Origin of the sequence: Flavobacterium sp. CG_9.1 (assembly GCF_015751645.1) — a bacterium.
Lineage (GTDB): Bacteria > Bacteroidota > Bacteroidia > Flavobacteriales > Flavobacteriaceae > Flavobacterium > Flavobacterium xanthum.
The window spans coordinates 209,132-226,830 of record NZ_JADOVC010000002.1; the positions used below are offsets into that span (position 1 = coordinate 209,132).

Annotated in this window: 13 protein-coding genes; 11 read left to right on the plus strand and 2 right to left on the minus strand. The window is 34.2% G+C overall.

Annotated features, from left to right (window positions below):
- The first annotated feature begins 73 nt into the window (after positions 1 to 73).
- Positions 74 to 610: an RNA methyltransferase gene (locus tag IWX83_RS02145; protein WP_196827309.1), complete on the plus strand. Its 537-nt coding sequence runs from the start codon at positions 74 to 76 to the stop codon at positions 608 to 610.
- A gap of 38 nt (positions 611 to 648) precedes the next feature.
- Positions 649 to 4,623 carry a T9SS type B sorting domain-containing protein gene (locus IWX83_RS02150; RefSeq protein ID WP_196827311.1) on the plus strand — a complete coding sequence of 1,325 codons (3,975 nt, stop codon included), beginning with the start codon at positions 649 to 651 and terminating at the stop codon, positions 4,621 to 4,623.
- 6 nt (positions 4,624 to 4,629) lie between these two features.
- Here the strand turns inward: IWX83_RS02150 and folK are convergent, their stop codons facing one another.
- The gene (gene folK, locus IWX83_RS02155) at positions 4,630 to 5,766 is read right to left on the minus strand and encodes a 2-amino-4-hydroxy-6-hydroxymethyldihydropteridine diphosphokinase (protein WP_196827313.1); all 1,137 of its coding nucleotides are present in this window, start codon (positions 5,764 to 5,766) and stop codon (positions 4,630 to 4,632) included.
- A 138-nt stretch (positions 5,767 to 5,904) separates the two neighbouring features.
- On the opposite strand from folK, the gene sppA reads away from it, so the two are divergent.
- Positions 5,905 to 7,665: a signal peptide peptidase SppA gene (sppA, locus tag IWX83_RS02160; RefSeq protein WP_196827315.1), complete on the plus strand. Its 1,761-nt coding sequence runs from the start codon at positions 5,905 to 5,907 to the stop codon at positions 7,663 to 7,665.
- Positions 7,666 to 7,859: 194 nt separating this feature from the next.
- Positions 7,860 to 10,478, plus strand: coding sequence for an AsmA-like C-terminal region-containing protein (locus IWX83_RS02165; protein WP_196827317.1), 2,619 nt, complete (start codon positions 7,860 to 7,862; stop codon positions 10,476 to 10,478).
- A 244-nt stretch (positions 10,479 to 10,722) separates the two neighbouring features.
- Here IWX83_RS02165 and IWX83_RS02170 read toward each other — a convergent pair whose 3' ends face one another.
- The gene (locus IWX83_RS02170; RefSeq protein ID WP_196827319.1) at positions 10,723 to 11,517 is read right to left on the minus strand and encodes a DUF2797 domain-containing protein; all 795 of its coding nucleotides are present in this window, start codon (positions 11,515 to 11,517) and stop codon (positions 10,723 to 10,725) included.
- 286 nt (positions 11,518 to 11,803) lie between these two features.
- Here IWX83_RS02170 and IWX83_RS02175 point away from each other — a divergent pair, with 286 nt between their 5' ends.
- From IWX83_RS02175 to IWX83_RS02205, 7 genes are all read left to right on the plus strand, one after another.
- Positions 11,804 to 13,327 carry a GH3 auxin-responsive promoter family protein gene (locus tag IWX83_RS02175; RefSeq protein ID WP_196827321.1) on the plus strand — a complete coding sequence of 508 codons (1,524 nt, stop codon included), beginning with the start codon at positions 11,804 to 11,806 and terminating at the stop codon, positions 13,325 to 13,327.
- 186 nt (positions 13,328 to 13,513) lie between these two features.
- Entirely contained in the window at positions 13,514 to 14,194 is a 681-nt protein-coding gene (locus IWX83_RS02180) for a response regulator (RefSeq protein ID WP_196827323.1), read from the plus strand.
- A 144-nt stretch (positions 14,195 to 14,338) separates the two neighbouring features.
- Positions 14,339 to 14,539, plus strand: a complete 201-nt coding sequence (locus IWX83_RS02185) for a hypothetical protein (protein WP_196827325.1) — start codon at positions 14,339 to 14,341, stop codon at positions 14,537 to 14,539.
- A gap of 468 nt (positions 14,540 to 15,007) precedes the next feature.
- Entirely contained in the window at positions 15,008 to 15,169 is a 162-nt protein-coding gene (locus IWX83_RS02190; RefSeq protein WP_196827327.1) for a hypothetical protein, read from the plus strand.
- Between the two features lie 25 nt (positions 15,170 to 15,194).
- The gene (locus tag IWX83_RS02195; protein ID WP_196827329.1) at positions 15,195 to 15,827 is read left to right on the plus strand and encodes a hypothetical protein; all 633 of its coding nucleotides are present in this window, start codon (positions 15,195 to 15,197) and stop codon (positions 15,825 to 15,827) included.
- Between the two features lie 9 nt (positions 15,828 to 15,836).
- A complete protein-coding gene (locus tag IWX83_RS02200; RefSeq protein ID WP_196827331.1) occupies positions 15,837 to 16,352 on the plus strand; it encodes a redoxin domain-containing protein in 516 nt (171 codons plus the stop codon).
- 60 nt (positions 16,353 to 16,412) lie between these two features.
- On the plus strand, positions 16,413 to 17,699 hold a 1,287-nt coding region (locus IWX83_RS02205), incomplete at its 3' end, for an ABC transporter transmembrane domain-containing protein (protein ID WP_231379760.1).

Consider the following 17,699-nt stretch of genomic DNA (forward strand, 5'->3'; position numbering starts at 1 on the left):
ATTTTAGAAAACAATAAAAAAAAGCTCCCTCCTTGTCGGGAGCTTTTTTATGCATAAAAATCCCAAAAAAAATATGAGAAAGCTTGAAAACAGCGAATTGGAGCGAAAATCCATTGAAGATTTTAAACAATCGGAAAAAACACCCCTTATTTTGGTTTTAGATGATATTCGCAGCTTGCATAATATAGGTTCTGTTTTTAGAACTGCTGATGCTTTTTTAATTGAAAAAATTTATTTGTGCGGCATTACCGCTACTCCTCCTAATAAAGAAATTCACAAAACAGCCCTTGGCGCCACTGAAACAGTTGTTTGGGAACATCACAAAAATGTATTAGAAGTAATTGAAAATTTAAAAAAAGAAAACATAATCACACTTGCCATAGAACAAGTGGAAAGCGCTATTTTTCTACAAAATTTTGAAGTTAAAAAGGGAGAAAAATATGCTTTAGTTTTTGGAAACGAAGTCTATGGCGTTTCTCAAGAAGCAGTTGCCTTGTGCGATGGTTCTATCGAAATCCCGCAATTAGGCACCAAACATTCTTTGAATATATCCGTTAGTGCAGGAATTGTAGTTTGGGATTTGTTTCAAAAAATGAATTGGCCGAAATAAAGTTGCTTTTTTTAGCATAAAACGTCTACTTTTATAAAATGAGATTTAGTGCTTTTTTCAAAATAACTTTGCTGTTTTTAGTGTTTGCTCCAATAGCAAATTACTCTGCCATTCCCACTTACACAAAAAACAATAAATGTAATGCAAGTGAAAAAGAAATAAAATCAACATTTATTGAAAACCCTCCAAAGATTACGGCCTCTGGCAATCAAATCTTTTGCCCGGGAACTCCCCTAAAGATTGTAACCGATGTAAATATCATCGGCTCTGACGTCCTCGACACTGGAGCAGATACTATATATATTCAGATCTCTTCGGGATATGTTAATGGACAGGATATAATACAATTAAGCAATCCTGCACTTCACCCAAAAATCACCTTTGACTGGAATCCTGCTGAAGGAAAACTAAAATTATCAAGTCCAATTATTGGCACAGAAGTAGTGTACGAAGACTTTATTAGTGCAATAAAAGATGTTGTTTTTAGCACTTCCTCTCCTGCTCCGTCAGGGATTAGGAAATTCTCAATAACAATAGGACAGGCAAATTATTTACCTAGAAATGGCCATTATTATGAATATTTCGCTAACATAGGTATTAGCTGGACTGCAGCAAAAGCACTAGCTGAACAGAAAGACTATTATGGTCTTAAAGGATATTTAGCTACACTCACAGCAGCCGATGAAGCACAACTAGCAGGAAAACAAGCCCCTGGAGCGGGATGGATTGGCGGTAGTGATGCCGAAACTGAGGGCGTTTGGAAATGGGTAACCGGACCAGAAACGGGAACTACTTTCTGGAATGGACTAGCAAATGGTTCAACAACTCCACCCTTTAATTTTGACTTTTGGAATACTAATGAACCCAATCAGGCAGGAAATGAAGATTACGCACACATAACAGCTCCCTCAGTTGGAAATCCTGGATCATGGAATGATTTATCAAATACAGGAGCAACAAGCGGCGATTACCAACCCAAAGGATATATTGTAGAATATGGTGGCATGCCTGGAGATCTAGTTCTTGAAATCTCAGCTAGTACCACAATTACAATTCCTAAAATAACATCTACAACACCCAATTCAAGATGCGGTTCCGGGCCAGTTACACTGAACGCTACAGCCACAGATGGAACAATCAATTGGTATGCTAGTTCCTCAGGTGGTACGCCGTTAACAACTGGTGAAACTTATAGTCCAGTCCTAACAAATACCACAACTTATTATATAGATGCAGGATGCTCCACTTCCAGAATTGCCATAATTGCCACCATCATAAATTTACCTGACGCACCAGCTGTTATCTCACCTGTTTTCTATTGTCAAAACGATACTCCTGTTGCTTTGTCTGCAGCTGTTTCTCCAAATAGCATCTTAAATTGGTACACCGTGGCAACGGGCGGAACTTCAAATGCAACAAGACCTATTCCGTCATCAACAACAATTGGCACAACATCCTATTATGTGAGCCAAACGAATACTGCTACAGGTTGTGAAGGAGCTCGTTCCGAAATAAAAGTTATCATTAACGCTCGGCCTTTGGCTCCAGTAATCAGTGACATTCGTTATTGCCAAAACGAAACTGGAATAGCGGCTTTAAACGCAACAGCATCTACAAATTGCACTTTAAATTGGTATGTCTCTGCAACGGGTGGAACCCCAAGTTCATCAAGCCCTATTCCAGCAACAACAACTGTAGGCATTTACTCTTATTTTGTAAGTCAAACTAGTAACATTACAAATTGCGAAGGACCTCGTTCCGAAATAAAGGTAACCATTAACGCGCGTCCCTCTGCTCCAGAAGTTACTAATATTAGTTACTGTAAAAATGAGACGGCACCCCCATTATCAGCAACGGCAGCTACAAATTGTATATTAAATTGGTATACCGCAGCAACTGGCGGAACATCTAGTACAACAAATCCTACTCCATCAACTACAAACCAGGGTTCAACGTCTTATTTCGTAAGCCAAACTAATAACACTACTGGATGTGAAGGTCCTAGAACGGAACTAATAGTCACTGTAAATGCACTTCCTGTTGTGGTCAATATTACAATTTCTCAATGCGACACCGATGCAATTCCAGATGGGAAAACTTTGTTTAATCTAAGGGTAAATAATAGTGTAATTTCGGAAAATTACACCGAGGAAACTTTTACCTATTACACCACTCAGGAGGGCGCAAATACACCATTAGCTTCGGATTTAATTGTAAATGATTTGTCCTTTGAAAACACAACTGCTTCCACAACTGTAATTTGGGCGAGAGCAGCCAATAATACTACTGGTTGTCATAGCGTTGCCGAAATAATACTAAAAGTCTCAGCCACCAACATTGATCCAAACTATAAATTTCCAATATTAGTAGAATGTGATGATAATTTTGACCTCAATGGGAACGACTCGAGTGACAACAACAAAAGAGACGGAGTGGCCTCTTTTGACTTGACCCCTTCTAAAGCTGCAATAGAATCAAAATTACCTCCCAATGATGTGTACACTATTGCGTATTATAGAAACGAAAAAGAGGCTTTACAAGAGATCAATAGCATAGTAAACTTATCCAATTACAGAAACATTGGTTATCCAAATTTGCAAGATATTTGGATACGGATTGACAGTGATTTGGATAATGCTTGTTATGGTTTAGGCCCGTACTTAACTTTAAGAATTGAAGCTTTACCTGTTGCAAATACAGTTGTTATTCCTCGACAATGCGACGATAACAACGATAGAATATTTACATTCAATACTTCATCGTTGGAATCTGATTTATTACAAGGACAAACCAATGTAACGGTTACTTATTTCGATCAAGCCAATAATCCTCTGAAAGATGCCAACGGAGTTTCGATTACAAGTCCATTTCCAGCAAATTTCACATCAACTTCGCAAACCATTAAAGCGGTTGTAACCAATAATACAACTCAACAATGCTTTGATGAAAACACCATAACATTTATTGTAGATGCTTCGCCAATTGCTAATGCTGTTCCTTCAGCCCTTACAACAACTTGTGACGACGAAGCGAATCCAATCAATCAAGATGGTCAATTTGCTTTTGATACCTCATCATTTGAAACCACCATTCTTGGCGGACAAACTGGAATGATTGTCAAATATTACGATCAAAACAATATGCTTTTGCCAAGTCCATTACCCAATCCATTTGTAACCAATACACAAAATATTACTGTAAATGTTCAAAACCCATTAAACACAATTTGCACGGCATCGACGACATTAAATTTTGTTGTCAACCCTATTCCAAATATTGACTTGAATTTGGATGGCCTTTCAAATGAACTAGTTTGTTCCAATCTTTCGAGCTTTTTTGTAACGCTGGATGCAGGTATTTTAGATGGTTCGCCAACAAGTAATTACGATTATATTTGGACGAAAGATGGAATAATTGTTGGGACAAATTCCCCAGCATTAGATGTAAATACCGTGGGAAATTATACCGTTGAAGTAATCAATAATGCGGGATGCAGTCGCATTAGAACGATAACGGTCAACGCTTCGAATGTTGCTACTATTGACTCTAGTGACATTGCAGACTTGACAGATAGCAATACAGTGACAATTAACACTTCTGGAACTGGAGATTATGAATACAGCTTGGATGACCCCAATAATTTTTGGCAAGACTCCAATTTTTTTGATAATGTGCCTGCTGGAATTCACGAGGTTTTCATCAATGACAAAAACGGTTGTGGTATCGTTAGTCAAACTATTTCTGTAATAGGAGCGCCAAAATTCTTTACACCAAACAGCGATGGTTATAATGATTATTGGAGTATTAAAGGAATAAATGACACTTTCAATTCAAAATCGATACTCTACATTTTTGACCGGTACGGAAAACTCCTAAAGCAATGGGTTCCTAATTCAAGTCAAGGCTGGGATGGCACTTTCAATGGAACACCTTTGCCAACAGATGATTATTGGTTTACCTTGAAACTAGAAGATGGAAGAGAAACAAAAGGCCATTTTACTTTAAAAAGGTAAAATATTTTATTTACTAATTTTCTTTCGTATCTGCTCTAAAATATACAGATAATCTTCTTGATTTTTTACAAAATCCCGGTCCGATACGTCTATTATCAAAACATTCAAATCCGTTTGTGATTTGATGTAATCCAGATAACCACTATTGATTTTATCTAAATATTCGGCTGGAATTTTTTGTTCGTAGCTTCTGCCACGCTTTTTTATATTTTGCAAAAGCCGTTCTGAATTTTGATACAAATAAATATACAAATCCGGTTTTGGCATTTCTCTGTAAATGATATCAAAAAGATTGCGATACAAACGATACTCATCTTCGGCCAAAGTTATTTTGGCAAAAATCAGCGATTTAAAAATATGATAATCGGCAACCAGAAAGTCTTTAAACAAATCAAATTGAGCCAAATCATCGGATAATTGCTGGTATCTATCTGCAAGAAATGACATTTCAAGTGGAAATGCATACCGGTTTTGGTCTTTATAAAATTTGGGTAAAAATGGATTATCTGCGAAACGTTCTAACACGGTTTTCGCATTAAAATCCTCCGAAATTTTTGTAGCCAAAGTGGTTTTTCCTGCTCCAATATTTCCTTCAAAAGCAACGTAATTAAATTGCTCCAAAGAGATATTTTGTAATGGACTTCTTAATTCTTGAACAATTGTACAAACACTGTCATCTGGAGATAAAAGGATTAATTCCGATATGTTTTTTTGAAGAACGGGATGTTTCCAATCCAATGCTAAATCCTGAACGGGAAGCAATACAAAATTCCTATTCTGCATTAACGGATGTGGAATTTGGAGTTTTTCAGTTGTAATAATTTCTAAATCGAATGCAATCAAATCAATATCAATCGTGCGAGATTGGTATACTTTTGTCTTGTTTCGCAAACGCCCCAACCGTTTTTCGATTTTTAAGACCTGCGTCAGAATTTTAGCTGCGGAACTGAAAGTATGCAAAACCACTGCACAATTATAAAAAGCATCACTTTCAAATCCCCAAGCGGGCGTTTCATACAATCTGGAAACTTTTATAAGCGTACCAACTTCCTGATGTATCCATTCTAAACAGCGCTCGATATTTTCCAAACGATTGCCTTCATTACTCCCTATCGATAAAATAACCTGATGCTGTGATTTCATAATTAGGTGCAAATTAACTAAAAGAATTTTAGAATAAGCAATATATTTGCATCAGGTATTGATAAATAAAGTGGAAAGGTCTAAACGACTGCTTGTAACATTTTCTGCTTTTTTACGACCTATTAAAAAAATATAATTATGAAATTTTTAGGTAATGTATTAGCGACTATTATAGGAATTTTTGTTTTTTTCATGCTGTCCTTTTTTGGAATTATACTCATTGGGGCTATTTTTGGTGGTGAATCCGAAGGTGTTACTGTAAAAAACAATTCGGTTATCGAATTGAATTTGGAAAACATACAAAATGATTATGCCGGAAAGTACAAAGATCCTTGGGTAACTATTTTTTCAGAAAACAAAAAAGTAGGCGTTACAGATATCATCAATGCCATTGAAGAAGCAAAAACAGACAATGATATTAAAGGTATTTCTATTCTAAACAATGCTTCGTCATTAGGCATGGCGCAAAGCAAAGCTTTGAGAGATGCGTTAGAAAGTTTTAAAAAATCAGGAAAATTTGTAATGGCGTATGCCAATTCGTATTCTCAAAAAGAATATTATTTGAACTCCGTTGCCAGCCCAATTTATATTAATCCGGTTGGAGAAATGGATTTCAAGGGGTTATCTTCTGAAATTATGTTCTTTAAAGATTTTCAGGAAAAATCAGGATTGAAAATGGAAGTTATTCGCCATGGAAAGTATAAAAGTGCCGTGGAACCGTTTTTAGAAAATAAAATGAGTGATGCCAACAGGGAACAAACAACAGCATTATTAAATTCTGTTTGGAGTTCCATCACCGCTGACATCGCAAAAAGTAGAAACATATCAGTGGCAAAATTAAATGAAATTGCTAACGGACTTCTTGCCAGAACTCCAGAAATGGCAAAAGCACAAAAATTAGTTGATATTATTGCCTATGAAGATGTATACCATAATGCCATCCGAAAAGCGCTTAAAGTAGCCAATGACGAAGATTACAACACCGTATCCGTTGTAGATTATGCTCAAAAAATCGCTACAACTTCACAAACTTTCGACAGTTCAGATCAAATTGCCATTATTTATGCTCAAGGAGAAATTTTGAGCGGTGAAGGCGATGTAAATGTGATTGGAGAAGGTTCTATGCGTCGTTCGTTACAAGAAGCTCGAAAAAATAAAAATGTAAAAGCAATTGTACTCCGCATTGACAGCCCAGGCGGAAGCGCTTTGACCTCTGATTTGATTTGGAGAGAAATTGAATTGACCAAAAAAGTAAAACCAATAGTCGTTTCTATGGGGAATTATGCAGCATCAGGTGGGTATTATATTGCTTGTAATGCAAATACTATTTTTGCCGAAGCCAATACCATTACTGGCTCCATAGGTGTTTTTGGCATACTCCCTAATTTCACTCCATTGGCTACTAAAATAGGTATCTACACAGAACAAGTAAAAACCCATGAAAATTCGGCTAATTACAGTCCTTTTGTACCAATCGACGAAAAATTCAAAGCGGTTACATTAGAAGGTGTAGAACACATCTACAAAACTTTTGTCACCCACGTAGCACAAGGTCGGAAAATGACTTTTGCACAAGTGGACGCGATCGCTCAAGGTAGAGTTTGGACGGGTTCAGAGGCATTGAAAATTGGACTAGTAGATAAAATTGGAGGCTTAGATGATGCAATTGCAAAAGCGGCTTCTTTGGCAAAAGTGAAAAGCTACAGCACTCAAAATTATCCAGAATACGAGAAAAACTTTAATGATCTTTTAGCTAATATTCCTTTTGCAAAATCGAAAGCTGATTTCATAAAAGAAGAAATAGGAGAAGAAAACTATCGTATGATGCAGGAAATAAAAAAGCTGCAAGCACGAAAAGGAATTCAAGCCATCATGCCGTTTGAAATCAAGATTAATTAATTTTTAAAATATCCGTTCAAAATCCGTTTAAATAATCATTTGAACGGATTTTTTTTTAAATCTAAAATGTAAACCAGACCGCTGCACAAAACTATTAGTGATTTCAATATACACTCCTAAATTATATTCCACTATTTTTGTGGGGATTTGGGTATCATTTTTGCTGAATAAATAAAATTAAAGAAAATCAAATTATGCTAAAGACAATTTTAAAAATTATTGGAGCTCTTATCATCCTGTTCCTAGTTGCATTATTTACAATTCCTTACTTTTTTAAGGATCAAATAAAAGCTAAAATTACTGAAGCAATCAATGAAAAAGTGGACGCACGAGTTACTTTTTCGGATGTGGATTTAAGTTTGATCAAAAGTTTTCCAAATGCAAATGTTTCACTCGAACAATTAGTGATCATAAACAAAGCGCCTTTTGAAGGCGATACTTTAGTTTCTTTGGGCGAATTAGATTTAAAAATGTATATCAAAGAATTATTCAAAGGCAAAGAGGAAGCTATAAAAATTGACGGAATCACTTCAAAAAATGGATTGATCAATATCATTTTCAACAAAGACGGAATCGGGAATTATGATATCGCCTTAAAAAATCAAGAAACTTCCACGGCTGGCAAAAGTGATCCTTTATCACTAACGATTAAGAATTATGCTGTTGAAAATTTCAAGTTTCGCTATTTTGATGAAAAATCAAAAATCAAAATGGTGATTGACAGTATCAATCATGAAGGTGTTGGAGATTTTGCAGCCCAAAAATTAGATTTGGTTACCAAGTCCACTGCGAAAATCACTTTAGATTTGGACAAAGTCAATTACATGAACAATGTTGCCTTAACTCTGGATGCCATTTTAGGAATTGATTTAAACAATAGCAAATATACCTTCAAGGAAAACAAAGCGCTTATTAATCAATTGCCTTTGGAATTTGATGGTTTTATTCAAATGGTGGAAGCGGGTCAGCAATACGATTTGAAATTTAAAACGCCAACTTCTACTTTCAAAAACTTCTTGGGAATTATTCCTGCAGCGTATGCCGCGAGTTTGGACAACGTGAAAACAACCGGAGATTTTACCGTAATCGGTTTTGCAAAAGGCTTGTATTCTGATACCACTGTACCAAAATTTAATATTGAAATTGCTTCCAATAACGCCTCCTTCAAATACCCTAACTTACCAAAAACAGTTCAAAATATCGTTATTGACACTAAAATCATCAACGAAACGGGTATTCTAAATGACACCTATGTCAACTTAGACAAACTCTCTTTCAAAATTGACCAAGATGTTTTTAATGCCAAAGCCAATATTAGAAACATTACTCAAAATGCAATTGTCGATGCTGTTTTGAAAGGAACTATCAATTTAGCCAATCTTTCGAAAGCGTATCCTATAAAACTGGACAAGCCCTTATCCGGAATTTTAAAAGCCGATGTGACTACAAAATTCGACATGCAATCTGTAGAGAAAAGTCAGTATGAAAACATCAATAATGCGGGAACTATGAGTTTATCCGGTTTCAAGTATGCAGATGAAAATGGCAAAACAATGAACATTAGCACCGCTGTAGTTCAATTTAATCCTAGCCAAGTCAATTTAAAAGAACTGAACGCAACGACGGGGAAAAGCGATATTAGTGTAACCGGAGTTTTAGAGAATTTCTACGGATTTATTTTTAGAAACCAAGAGTTGAAAGGAAATTTCAACATGAATTCGAAACAATTAGCCGTTGACGATTTCATGACAACCGGGGAAACTGCGAAAACGGGAACAGCAACAGCTAAAAAACCTGATGCCATGAAGATTCCTGCGTTTTTAAATTGTACGCTTACCGCAAAAGCGACTACGGTTTTATATGATAATTTAACCTTGAAAGACGTATCAGGAAAACTAATCGTGAAAGACGAAAAAGTAACTTTAGAAAATGTGAAAACATCTATTTTCGGTGGAACAATTGGCGTGAATGGAGCTGTTTCAACAAAAGGAAAAACACCCGTTTTCAATATGGATTTAAAATTAAGTCAAGTCGATATCGCACAATCTTTCACACAGCTGGATATGTTGAAGAAAATTGCACCAATCGCAGGAATTATCAACGGTAGATTGAACTCAAACATCAAATTAAACGGAAATCTAAATGCAACGAAGTTTACTCCTGACTTAAAAACGCTTACTGGAGATTTATTAGGACAATTACTTTCAACGACGGTAAATTCAAAAAATTCGACTTTATTGACGGCTTTAGGCTCTAACTTGAAATTCATTGATGTGAGTAAAATCAATTTAAACGATATCAAAGCGGCAATTACGTTTAAAGATGGAAAAGTAAATGTTAAACCATTTGACATCAAGTATAAAGATATTAAAGCAACAGTTGGAGGTACTCATGGTTTTGACCAAAGTATGAATTACAATTTAAAATTTGATGTTCCAGCTAAATATTTGGGTTCAGAAGCCAATGCGCTGATTGCAAAATTATCTGCTGCTGACGCGGCTAAATTAGAAAGCTTCCCGATAAATGCTGTATTAGGAGGTAATTTTACAAATCCAAAAATCACCACGGATATTAATAGCGCAGTAACTAAATTGACGACTCAATTGGTAAACCAACAAAAAGACAGATTGGTAAAACAAGGAACGTCAGCTTTGACAGACTATATCAATAAAAACAAGAAACCTGGAGACACTACTAAAACAGCTACTCCTGCTGTGCCAGCGACTAAGGAAGAAGTAAAAGCAAAAGCCTCTGAATTATTAAATGGATTATTTAATAGAAAGAAAAAAGTAGACACTACAAAGGCGAACTAAGAACACTTTATGAAGCAAGAAAGAGGAATTCCACTATGTGACATTCCTCTTTTTTATTGTGAATACATTTGTACAAGAGTGTTGTAATGTATAAATATGCTATTGTGACTGGATTTTTTGCGTAAAGGATGGCAGCGGCATCCTTTTATGTAGCAGAGCGAAATAAAAGATACAGCGAACAGCCTGACCTTTTTTTTAAAATTTTTTCTATTTTAAAAAAAAGGATACGCCCAAGTGCAACTCCCTAAACTGTAATGGTAACAACATAGCCTTCGGAACCACGAATATTGAAAACCGTTCCATCTTCAAAAAGCAAATATTGTCCTTTTATTCCGGTCAATTTTCCTTGAAAGTGAGGCGATTTATCTAAACTTAAACTTGCAACTTTAGTAGGATATTCTAGAACGGGATAATGCATTTCGTACAAGTCATTCTTCTGCGAATAAAAGTATTCCTGAACTTCGGTTGGGATTAAATTTTCGACTTTCAATCGTTCCGCAACTAAGTCAATTTGCTCCACATTATTTGTTAGCATTTTTCTCCAATTGGTTTTATCGGCATAATGGTTTTTCAACGCTACCTCGGTAATTCCGGCTAAGTATCGATTCGGAACTTCCACAATCGAAATAGCTTGTGTCGCACCTTGATCAATCCATCGCGTTGGCATTTGGGTTTTGCGGGTCACTCCAACTTTGACTTCACTGGACAAAGCCAAATACACAATATGTGGTTGCAACTGCACTTTCTCTTCATAAGCTAAATCTCGATCCTGAATCCCAAGATGAGCGGTACTCAGTTCTGGTTTCATAATCCAATCGCCTACAGCCGCACTGGAATAGAAGCAATCATAACAAAATCCCTGACGGAATATTTTTTTCTTCTTGCCGCAATTCAAACACTGATAGCCTACAAAACTAATTTCTAGGTTCTTGTTCAGTAATTGGTTTACATTCAAAAAACTATTTTCGAAAACCAGATAATATTGAATTGGGTTTCCAAATTCAGTTTGCATTTTTTTGAGTACACCTTCGTATGTCATTGTGATTTTAGATTTTTAATTGCTTCGCCAGTTCGAGCATAGCTCTCGGGTAACGATTTCTGATTTTAGATTTAGCGATCCCATTTTAGAATTCCGATTAGTAGCATCCTTTACTGAGTTCAAATCTTTACTGTGATATAGAATTGTTTTTTGCAAAAAAACACTATTTTTGATATTTTGACAAAGTTACTATTTGTCAATCGATATTCAAATCTTATATTTCAGCCTTTTTCAAATAGAAAGAAATCTGAAATATAAAATCGTTAATCAACAATCTGAAATCTATATGCCACTAACCATAATCAATTCGTTTGCCTCCTGGGTTCTCAAACAAAGAATTCATCAGATCGAACTTTTCTTGAAATATCCAAATGAAGTTCAGGAGGAATTGCTTATGAATTTGATTCAGTCGTCCAAAAACACTGTTTTAGGCAAAGAATATGATTATGCTTCAATAAAATCTTATGCGAATTTTGCAGAGCGAGTTCCAATAGCAACTTATGAAGAATTGCAGCCGCTAATAGAAAGAACACGCAAAGGTGAGCAAAATGTTTTTTGGGAAACACCTATAAAATGGTTTGCCAAATCCAGTGGAACTACCAATGCCAAAAGCAAATTTATTCCCGTAAGTAATGACGCTTTAGAAGATTGTCATTACAAAGGCAGCAAGGATTTATTGTGTTTGTATTTGAATAACAATGAAGATTCCGAACTATTTCTTGGTAAAAGTTTACGCCTAGGTGGAAGTTCTCAAATCTATGAAGACAACCATACGTTCTTTGGCGATTTATCAGCGATATTAATTGAAAACATGCCGATTTGGGCGGAGTTCAGCAGTACGCCCAGCAATAAAATTTCTTTGATGAGCGAATGGGAAACTAAAATTGCTGCCATAATCCACGAAACGAAAAACGAAAATGTAACGAGTTTTGCAGGAGTTCCTTCTTGGATGTTAGTTTTAATGAACAAAATGCTCGAAGATACAGGAAAAGGAAATTTACTAGAAATTTGGCCCAAATTAGAAGTGTATTTTCACGGAGGCGTAAATTTTGAACCCTATCGAGAACAATTTCAAAAAATACTCCCTAAAAAAGATTTTAAATACTACGAAATATACAATGCGTCAGAAGGTTTTTTTGCCATCCAAGATTTAAACAATTCGAGTGATTTATTGTTGATGCTAGATTACGGAATTTTCTATGAATTTATTCCAATGGATACTTTTGGGACACTGGATCAAAAAGTAATTCGGTTAGCAGATGTGGAATTATTCAAAAATTACGCTTTGGTCATTACCACCAATTCCGGTTTGTGGCGTTATTTGATTGGTGATACGGTTCGTTTCACTTCCTTAAATCCGTACCGCATTCGGGTTACAGGCAGAACCAAGCACCATATTAATGTTTTTGGCGAAGAATTAATGGTCGAAAATACAGATCAGGCTATAGCTAAAGCTAGTAAATTAACAAATACTCAAGTAGTTGATTACACCGTTGCTCCCGTATTTATGGAAGGCAAAGAGAAAGGTGCACATGAATGGATGATTGAATTCAAAAACAATCCTGTTGATATTAATCAATTTCAAAAAGCATTAGATGAAGCAATTCAATCTCTAAATTCTGATTATGAAGCCAAACGTTACAACAACATGACCCTGAATCCATTGCTGATCAATGTTGCTCGAAAAAATTTATTTTACGATTGGCTAAAAGATCGTGATAAATTAGGCGGTCAACATAAAATACCAAGATTATCAAACCAAAGGGATTATATGGAACAATTGAAAAGTATGCAGTTGGAGCGGGTTTGATTACAATAAAATAACATAGTATTTCATTGATGGTCAAAGAGATAAATTACTGTTTTATAAAGCCTTATTTTACAAACTTATTACTGTAAATAAATATATCAGCTAACTCAAAAATTAAATTTTTCTAAAATTTTTGTAAGTCTTATCTAATAAAGTATATTAGCCGTTTACGAAAATAAGCAATTCATGCCAATAATAAACCTATTTTTTGTTGATGATCATCCTATTATAATTGATGGTTACAGCAATATTCTTTCTACTACAAAAACTAATGATACCACAATTTCAATAACTGCAGCGTACTCTTGTGAGCAAGCTTATTTCAAAATCATTGAAAGTCATCAAGCTCAAAAATACTTTGACCTCGCTTTTGTAGACATAAGTTTGCCTACTTACCCTGCTCAAAATCTTTATACTGGTATCGATGTAGCTAAACTAATTAGATATTATTTTCCAGCTTGTAACATAGTTGTACTCACCATGCACAGCGAACCTGCGATTATCACTGCTGCATTACAAGAAATTAATCCTGAGGGATTTATTTTAAAGAATGCCATTAATGCCGCTTCTTTGGTAGCGGCATACCAAGCTATTATGATGGGTGCCACCTTTTACAGTAGTACCATAACTAAAGTGCAAAAAGAGAATGCCATAAAAAGATTAAATTTGGATGCTATAGATTGCCAGATCTTGACACTACTTGATAAGAAAATTAAAATGAAAGACATGCCGAATCACATTGATCTTTCTTTGAGTGCGATTGAAAAAAGGAAAACCAATATTAAAAACCGACTTTTGAAGGACAAAGGCAACGATGCGGCTATAGTTACTGCTGCAAAAAAACTAGGCTTACTTTTAGTTTATTAAAAACCGTACTTTTTTAACATAAAAACAGTAAAATACATCCCAATAAAAATAATAGATTTGACAAACGCTAACAATCTAAAATTAAGTGCACGTAATCGAAGGTTTTGTTAGTAAACTATTATTAACCAATTAAATTATTATTTTATGAAAACATTAGAATTAAAACAGATGGAAAGTCTGGAAGGTGGAAGAGATTTAGAGGCGGCAGCTGGTAATTTAGCTATGGGAACTTTATGTTCAGTTGTGGGGGCGATAGCAGGTACTGCTGTACCAGTTCTTGGCGGTATCCTAGTAGGAGTGTCATGTGGATTTATTTTCGGTGGTGGTCTCAAAGCAATATGGTAATAATAATTTAATTATGATTTTCGAATATGCAACATGTTGGCTTGGTGGAATTTTGTTTTGCTACATAATTTTTTATCACAAAATTAAAAATAATAAGCTACAGAATGAAAAATACATATTTACCATTATTATGGTAATTTTAATGATGTGCTTGACAATATTATGTAGATATTTACTTTATAGATTCAAAGGTATTTAAAAATTAGTTGTATCATTTCTCATTAAAGTAAAATATAAATCATCCATTTAAAAAGTTAGGGGTATTAAATCGATATCCCTAGCTTAATTATTTTTTTCATCAAATTAAATATTACTAATATTTAATTTATTTCTACGTAAGATTTAGAGAAGTATAACTTATTTCAAAAGTCGCAAAACTTAATTACGACCAAATTTAGTGCACAAACAGATCTATTAATTTTATTCTATAATGCAGCAATCTAGATATTTTCTTTTAAAAATAATTATATGAAAATTAATTTATACAAAGCAGTGGCAATAGTTTTGATAATTGCAGATTTGTTGATATATTTTATTGATAATGAAATAAAACAAGGTCGTTTTCTTACTGTTTTTGCATTATTAATACTCCTAATGAATGATTTTAAAATTAAAAAAGAGAAACAATAGAGAAATAATTAGAAATTTACCGTTAATGAAACTTCCATTGTTTAAATATATATTTTTAACAATTATCACAATTTTATTGATAGAAATTACACGTAAATCGCTAGACTTCAATAGTGCTTTATATAATTCATTAGCCGATAAACTAACAAATCAACAAATTCATGATTATTTTGAATTTCAAAAAAAATGGCAATGGTTAGAATATTTAATCATCCCGATAATATTGCTAATCAAAACAAGCCTAATAGCAAGTATACTCTATATGGGCATATTTTTCTTCAGCAAGATTCCAATTACTTTCAAGCAGTTATGGAATTTTGCGATTATTGCAGAGTTTATTTTTTTGATTGTACCAATAATTAAAACCATTTGGTTTTACTTTTTTCAAACCAATTATACTATTGAAGACATTCAATATTTTTTCCCATTATCAGCATTAAATATTGTCGATTATAAAGGACTCGAACCATGGTTGATTTATCCTTTTCAGATAATTAATTTATTTGAATTAGCCTACTGGTTGGTTCTTGCCTATTTGATCGGAAAAACTACTGAAACTAACATGGATCGCGGATTAAAAATAGTAGCTTCGAGTTATGGCAGCGCTTTATTGCTGTGGGTAGTGGTCATCATGTTTTTTACTTTAAATTATTCCTAAAAAAGCAAAATGAAAAAATATCTTAAATTAATAATACTAATAATTTTTATTAGTTTGTTAACTTTTTTGGGCTACCAAATAGTGACTAAAATAAACCATAAAAAAGAAGTGGCAGCCAACATAAAAACCATTCCTACTTTTAAGTATCAAAATATAAATGGTGAACAATTTTCCAATAATAATTTAAAAGTAGACACCCCAACTCTCTTTATCTACTTCAACAGTGAATGCGAGTACTGTAATGAAGAGACAAAAATGATACAAGAACGTATAGAGCAATTCACACCAAATCAACTTGTCTTTGTTTCTTTTGAAAAAGCTAAAAAAATAGAATCTTTTGCTAAAAAATACAACCTTCAAAATTATGATAACATTCATTTTGTATGTGACACTAAAGTTACTTTCGCTGCTACCTTTGATGTTCAATCCTTACCTTGCTTAGTTTTGTACGATAAAAATCAGCAACTAATTGAAAAGATAAAAGGACAAACTAAGGTAGAAGTTTTGCTAAAAAAACTACAATAAAAATGATGAGATTTCTCCTTTGTCAGAATGACGAACTGAAGAAATAGCAAACTAAAAATAATGACTATAAAACATATTGAAAAAACCCATACGCTACAATTGGATCAGTCTGATTGTGGGGTTGCCTGCTTATTGTCTATCATTAAATTGTATGGTGGCATGCAGTCTATTGAAAAGCTACGAGAACTAAGTGGTACTACCAAACAAGGTACAACGTTATTAGGCTTATATCAAGTTGCCAATAAATTAGGTTTTACTGCTGAAGGTTGTGAAGCAGATATTCAGGCACTTATAGATCATAAACAACCCGTAATTCTTCACGTATTAATAGAAGTGAAATTACAACACTACATTGTTTGCTATCACTATGATGAACAAAAAGGTTTCTTGATTAGCGATCCAGGTAAAGGAATTTATTATTTATCTGCTATAGAATTAGATAAAATTTGGGTTTCAAAAAGCTGTTTGACGCTGGAACCGAATGAAAAATTCATAAAAGAAACTGAAGTTAAACATGCACAGCAAAAATGGTTTTTAACTTTACTAGAACCAGATTACAAATTATTGTGGATTAGTGTTCTACTTGGTATTTTTGTAGCAGGCTTGGGAATGGCTATGTCTTTGTTTTCCCAAAAACTAATTGATGACATTTTACCTTCGCATAAAATCAACAAACTGATCTCTGGAATTGTTTTACTAGCCATATTACTTTTGGCACGAGTTGGAATTTCGGTATTACGAGAGTTTTTCCTGCTACAACAATCTAAAGATTTCAATAATCGCATTAATAATCAGTTTTTTTCCTCTTTGCTTCATCTTCCAAAACCTTTTTTTGATACGCGAAAAATAGGGGAATTAGTTGCTCGACTGAATGACACACAAAGAGTTCAGCGAGTCATTAAGATGCTGGCAAGCAGTTTAGTAATTGATGTATTAGTTTCCATTATTTCGCTAGTTTTCTTATTTGGCTACTCTTGGAAATTAGGCTTGATTTCATTGTTGACTATGCCTGTCTATTTTTATATTATTTATAGAAGTAACAAAGCCATCATCGATTCTCAAAAAGCGGTGATGCAAGGTTATGCCTTTAACGAAAGCAACTACATCAATACGATTCAGGGAATCGCAACTATAAAAAACGATAATAAACAAGATATTTTTAATAAAACCAACGAAGTCATTTTTGGTAATTTCCAAGAAAAACTATTTCATTTAGGAAAAATAAATATTCGCCTTTCCTGGCAATCAGGATTAGCAAGTGTTTTCTTTTTGACAGGCGTATTAATTTACACTTCTATTCAAGTTTTCAATAAAGAAATTAAATTAGGGGAATTAATGGCAATTTTA

Excerpts from the sequence above, each read along its gene's own strand:
- IWX83_RS02145 (WP_196827309.1), top strand. The coding sequence starts at position 74 with ATGAGAAAGCTTGAAAACAGCGAATTGGAGCGAAAATCCATTGAAGAT.
- IWX83_RS02150 (WP_196827311.1), top strand. The coding sequence starts at position 649 with ATGAGATTTAGTGCTTTTTTCAAAATAACTTTGCTGTTTTTAGTGTTT.
- folK (WP_196827313.1), bottom strand. The coding sequence starts at position 5,766 with ATGAAATCACAGCATCAGGTTATTTTATCGATAGGGAGTAATGAAGGC.
- sppA (WP_196827315.1), top strand. The coding sequence starts at position 5,905 with ATGAAATTTTTAGGTAATGTATTAGCGACTATTATAGGAATTTTTGTT.
- IWX83_RS02165 (WP_196827317.1), top strand. The coding sequence starts at position 7,860 with ATGCTAAAGACAATTTTAAAAATTATTGGAGCTCTTATCATCCTGTTC.
- IWX83_RS02170 (WP_196827319.1), bottom strand. The coding sequence starts at position 11,517 with ATGACATACGAAGGTGTACTCAAAAAAATGCAAACTGAATTTGGAAAC.
- IWX83_RS02175 (WP_196827321.1), top strand. The coding sequence starts at position 11,804 with ATGCCACTAACCATAATCAATTCGTTTGCCTCCTGGGTTCTCAAACAA.
- IWX83_RS02180 (WP_196827323.1), top strand. The coding sequence starts at position 13,514 with ATGCCAATAATAAACCTATTTTTTGTTGATGATCATCCTATTATAATT.
- IWX83_RS02185 (WP_196827325.1), top strand. The coding sequence starts at position 14,339 with ATGAAAACATTAGAATTAAAACAGATGGAAAGTCTGGAAGGTGGAAGA.
- IWX83_RS02190 (WP_196827327.1), top strand. The coding sequence starts at position 15,008 with ATGAAAATTAATTTATACAAAGCAGTGGCAATAGTTTTGATAATTGCA.
- IWX83_RS02195 (WP_196827329.1), top strand. The coding sequence starts at position 15,195 with ATGAAACTTCCATTGTTTAAATATATATTTTTAACAATTATCACAATT.
- IWX83_RS02200 (WP_196827331.1), top strand. The coding sequence starts at position 15,837 with ATGAAAAAATATCTTAAATTAATAATACTAATAATTTTTATTAGTTTG.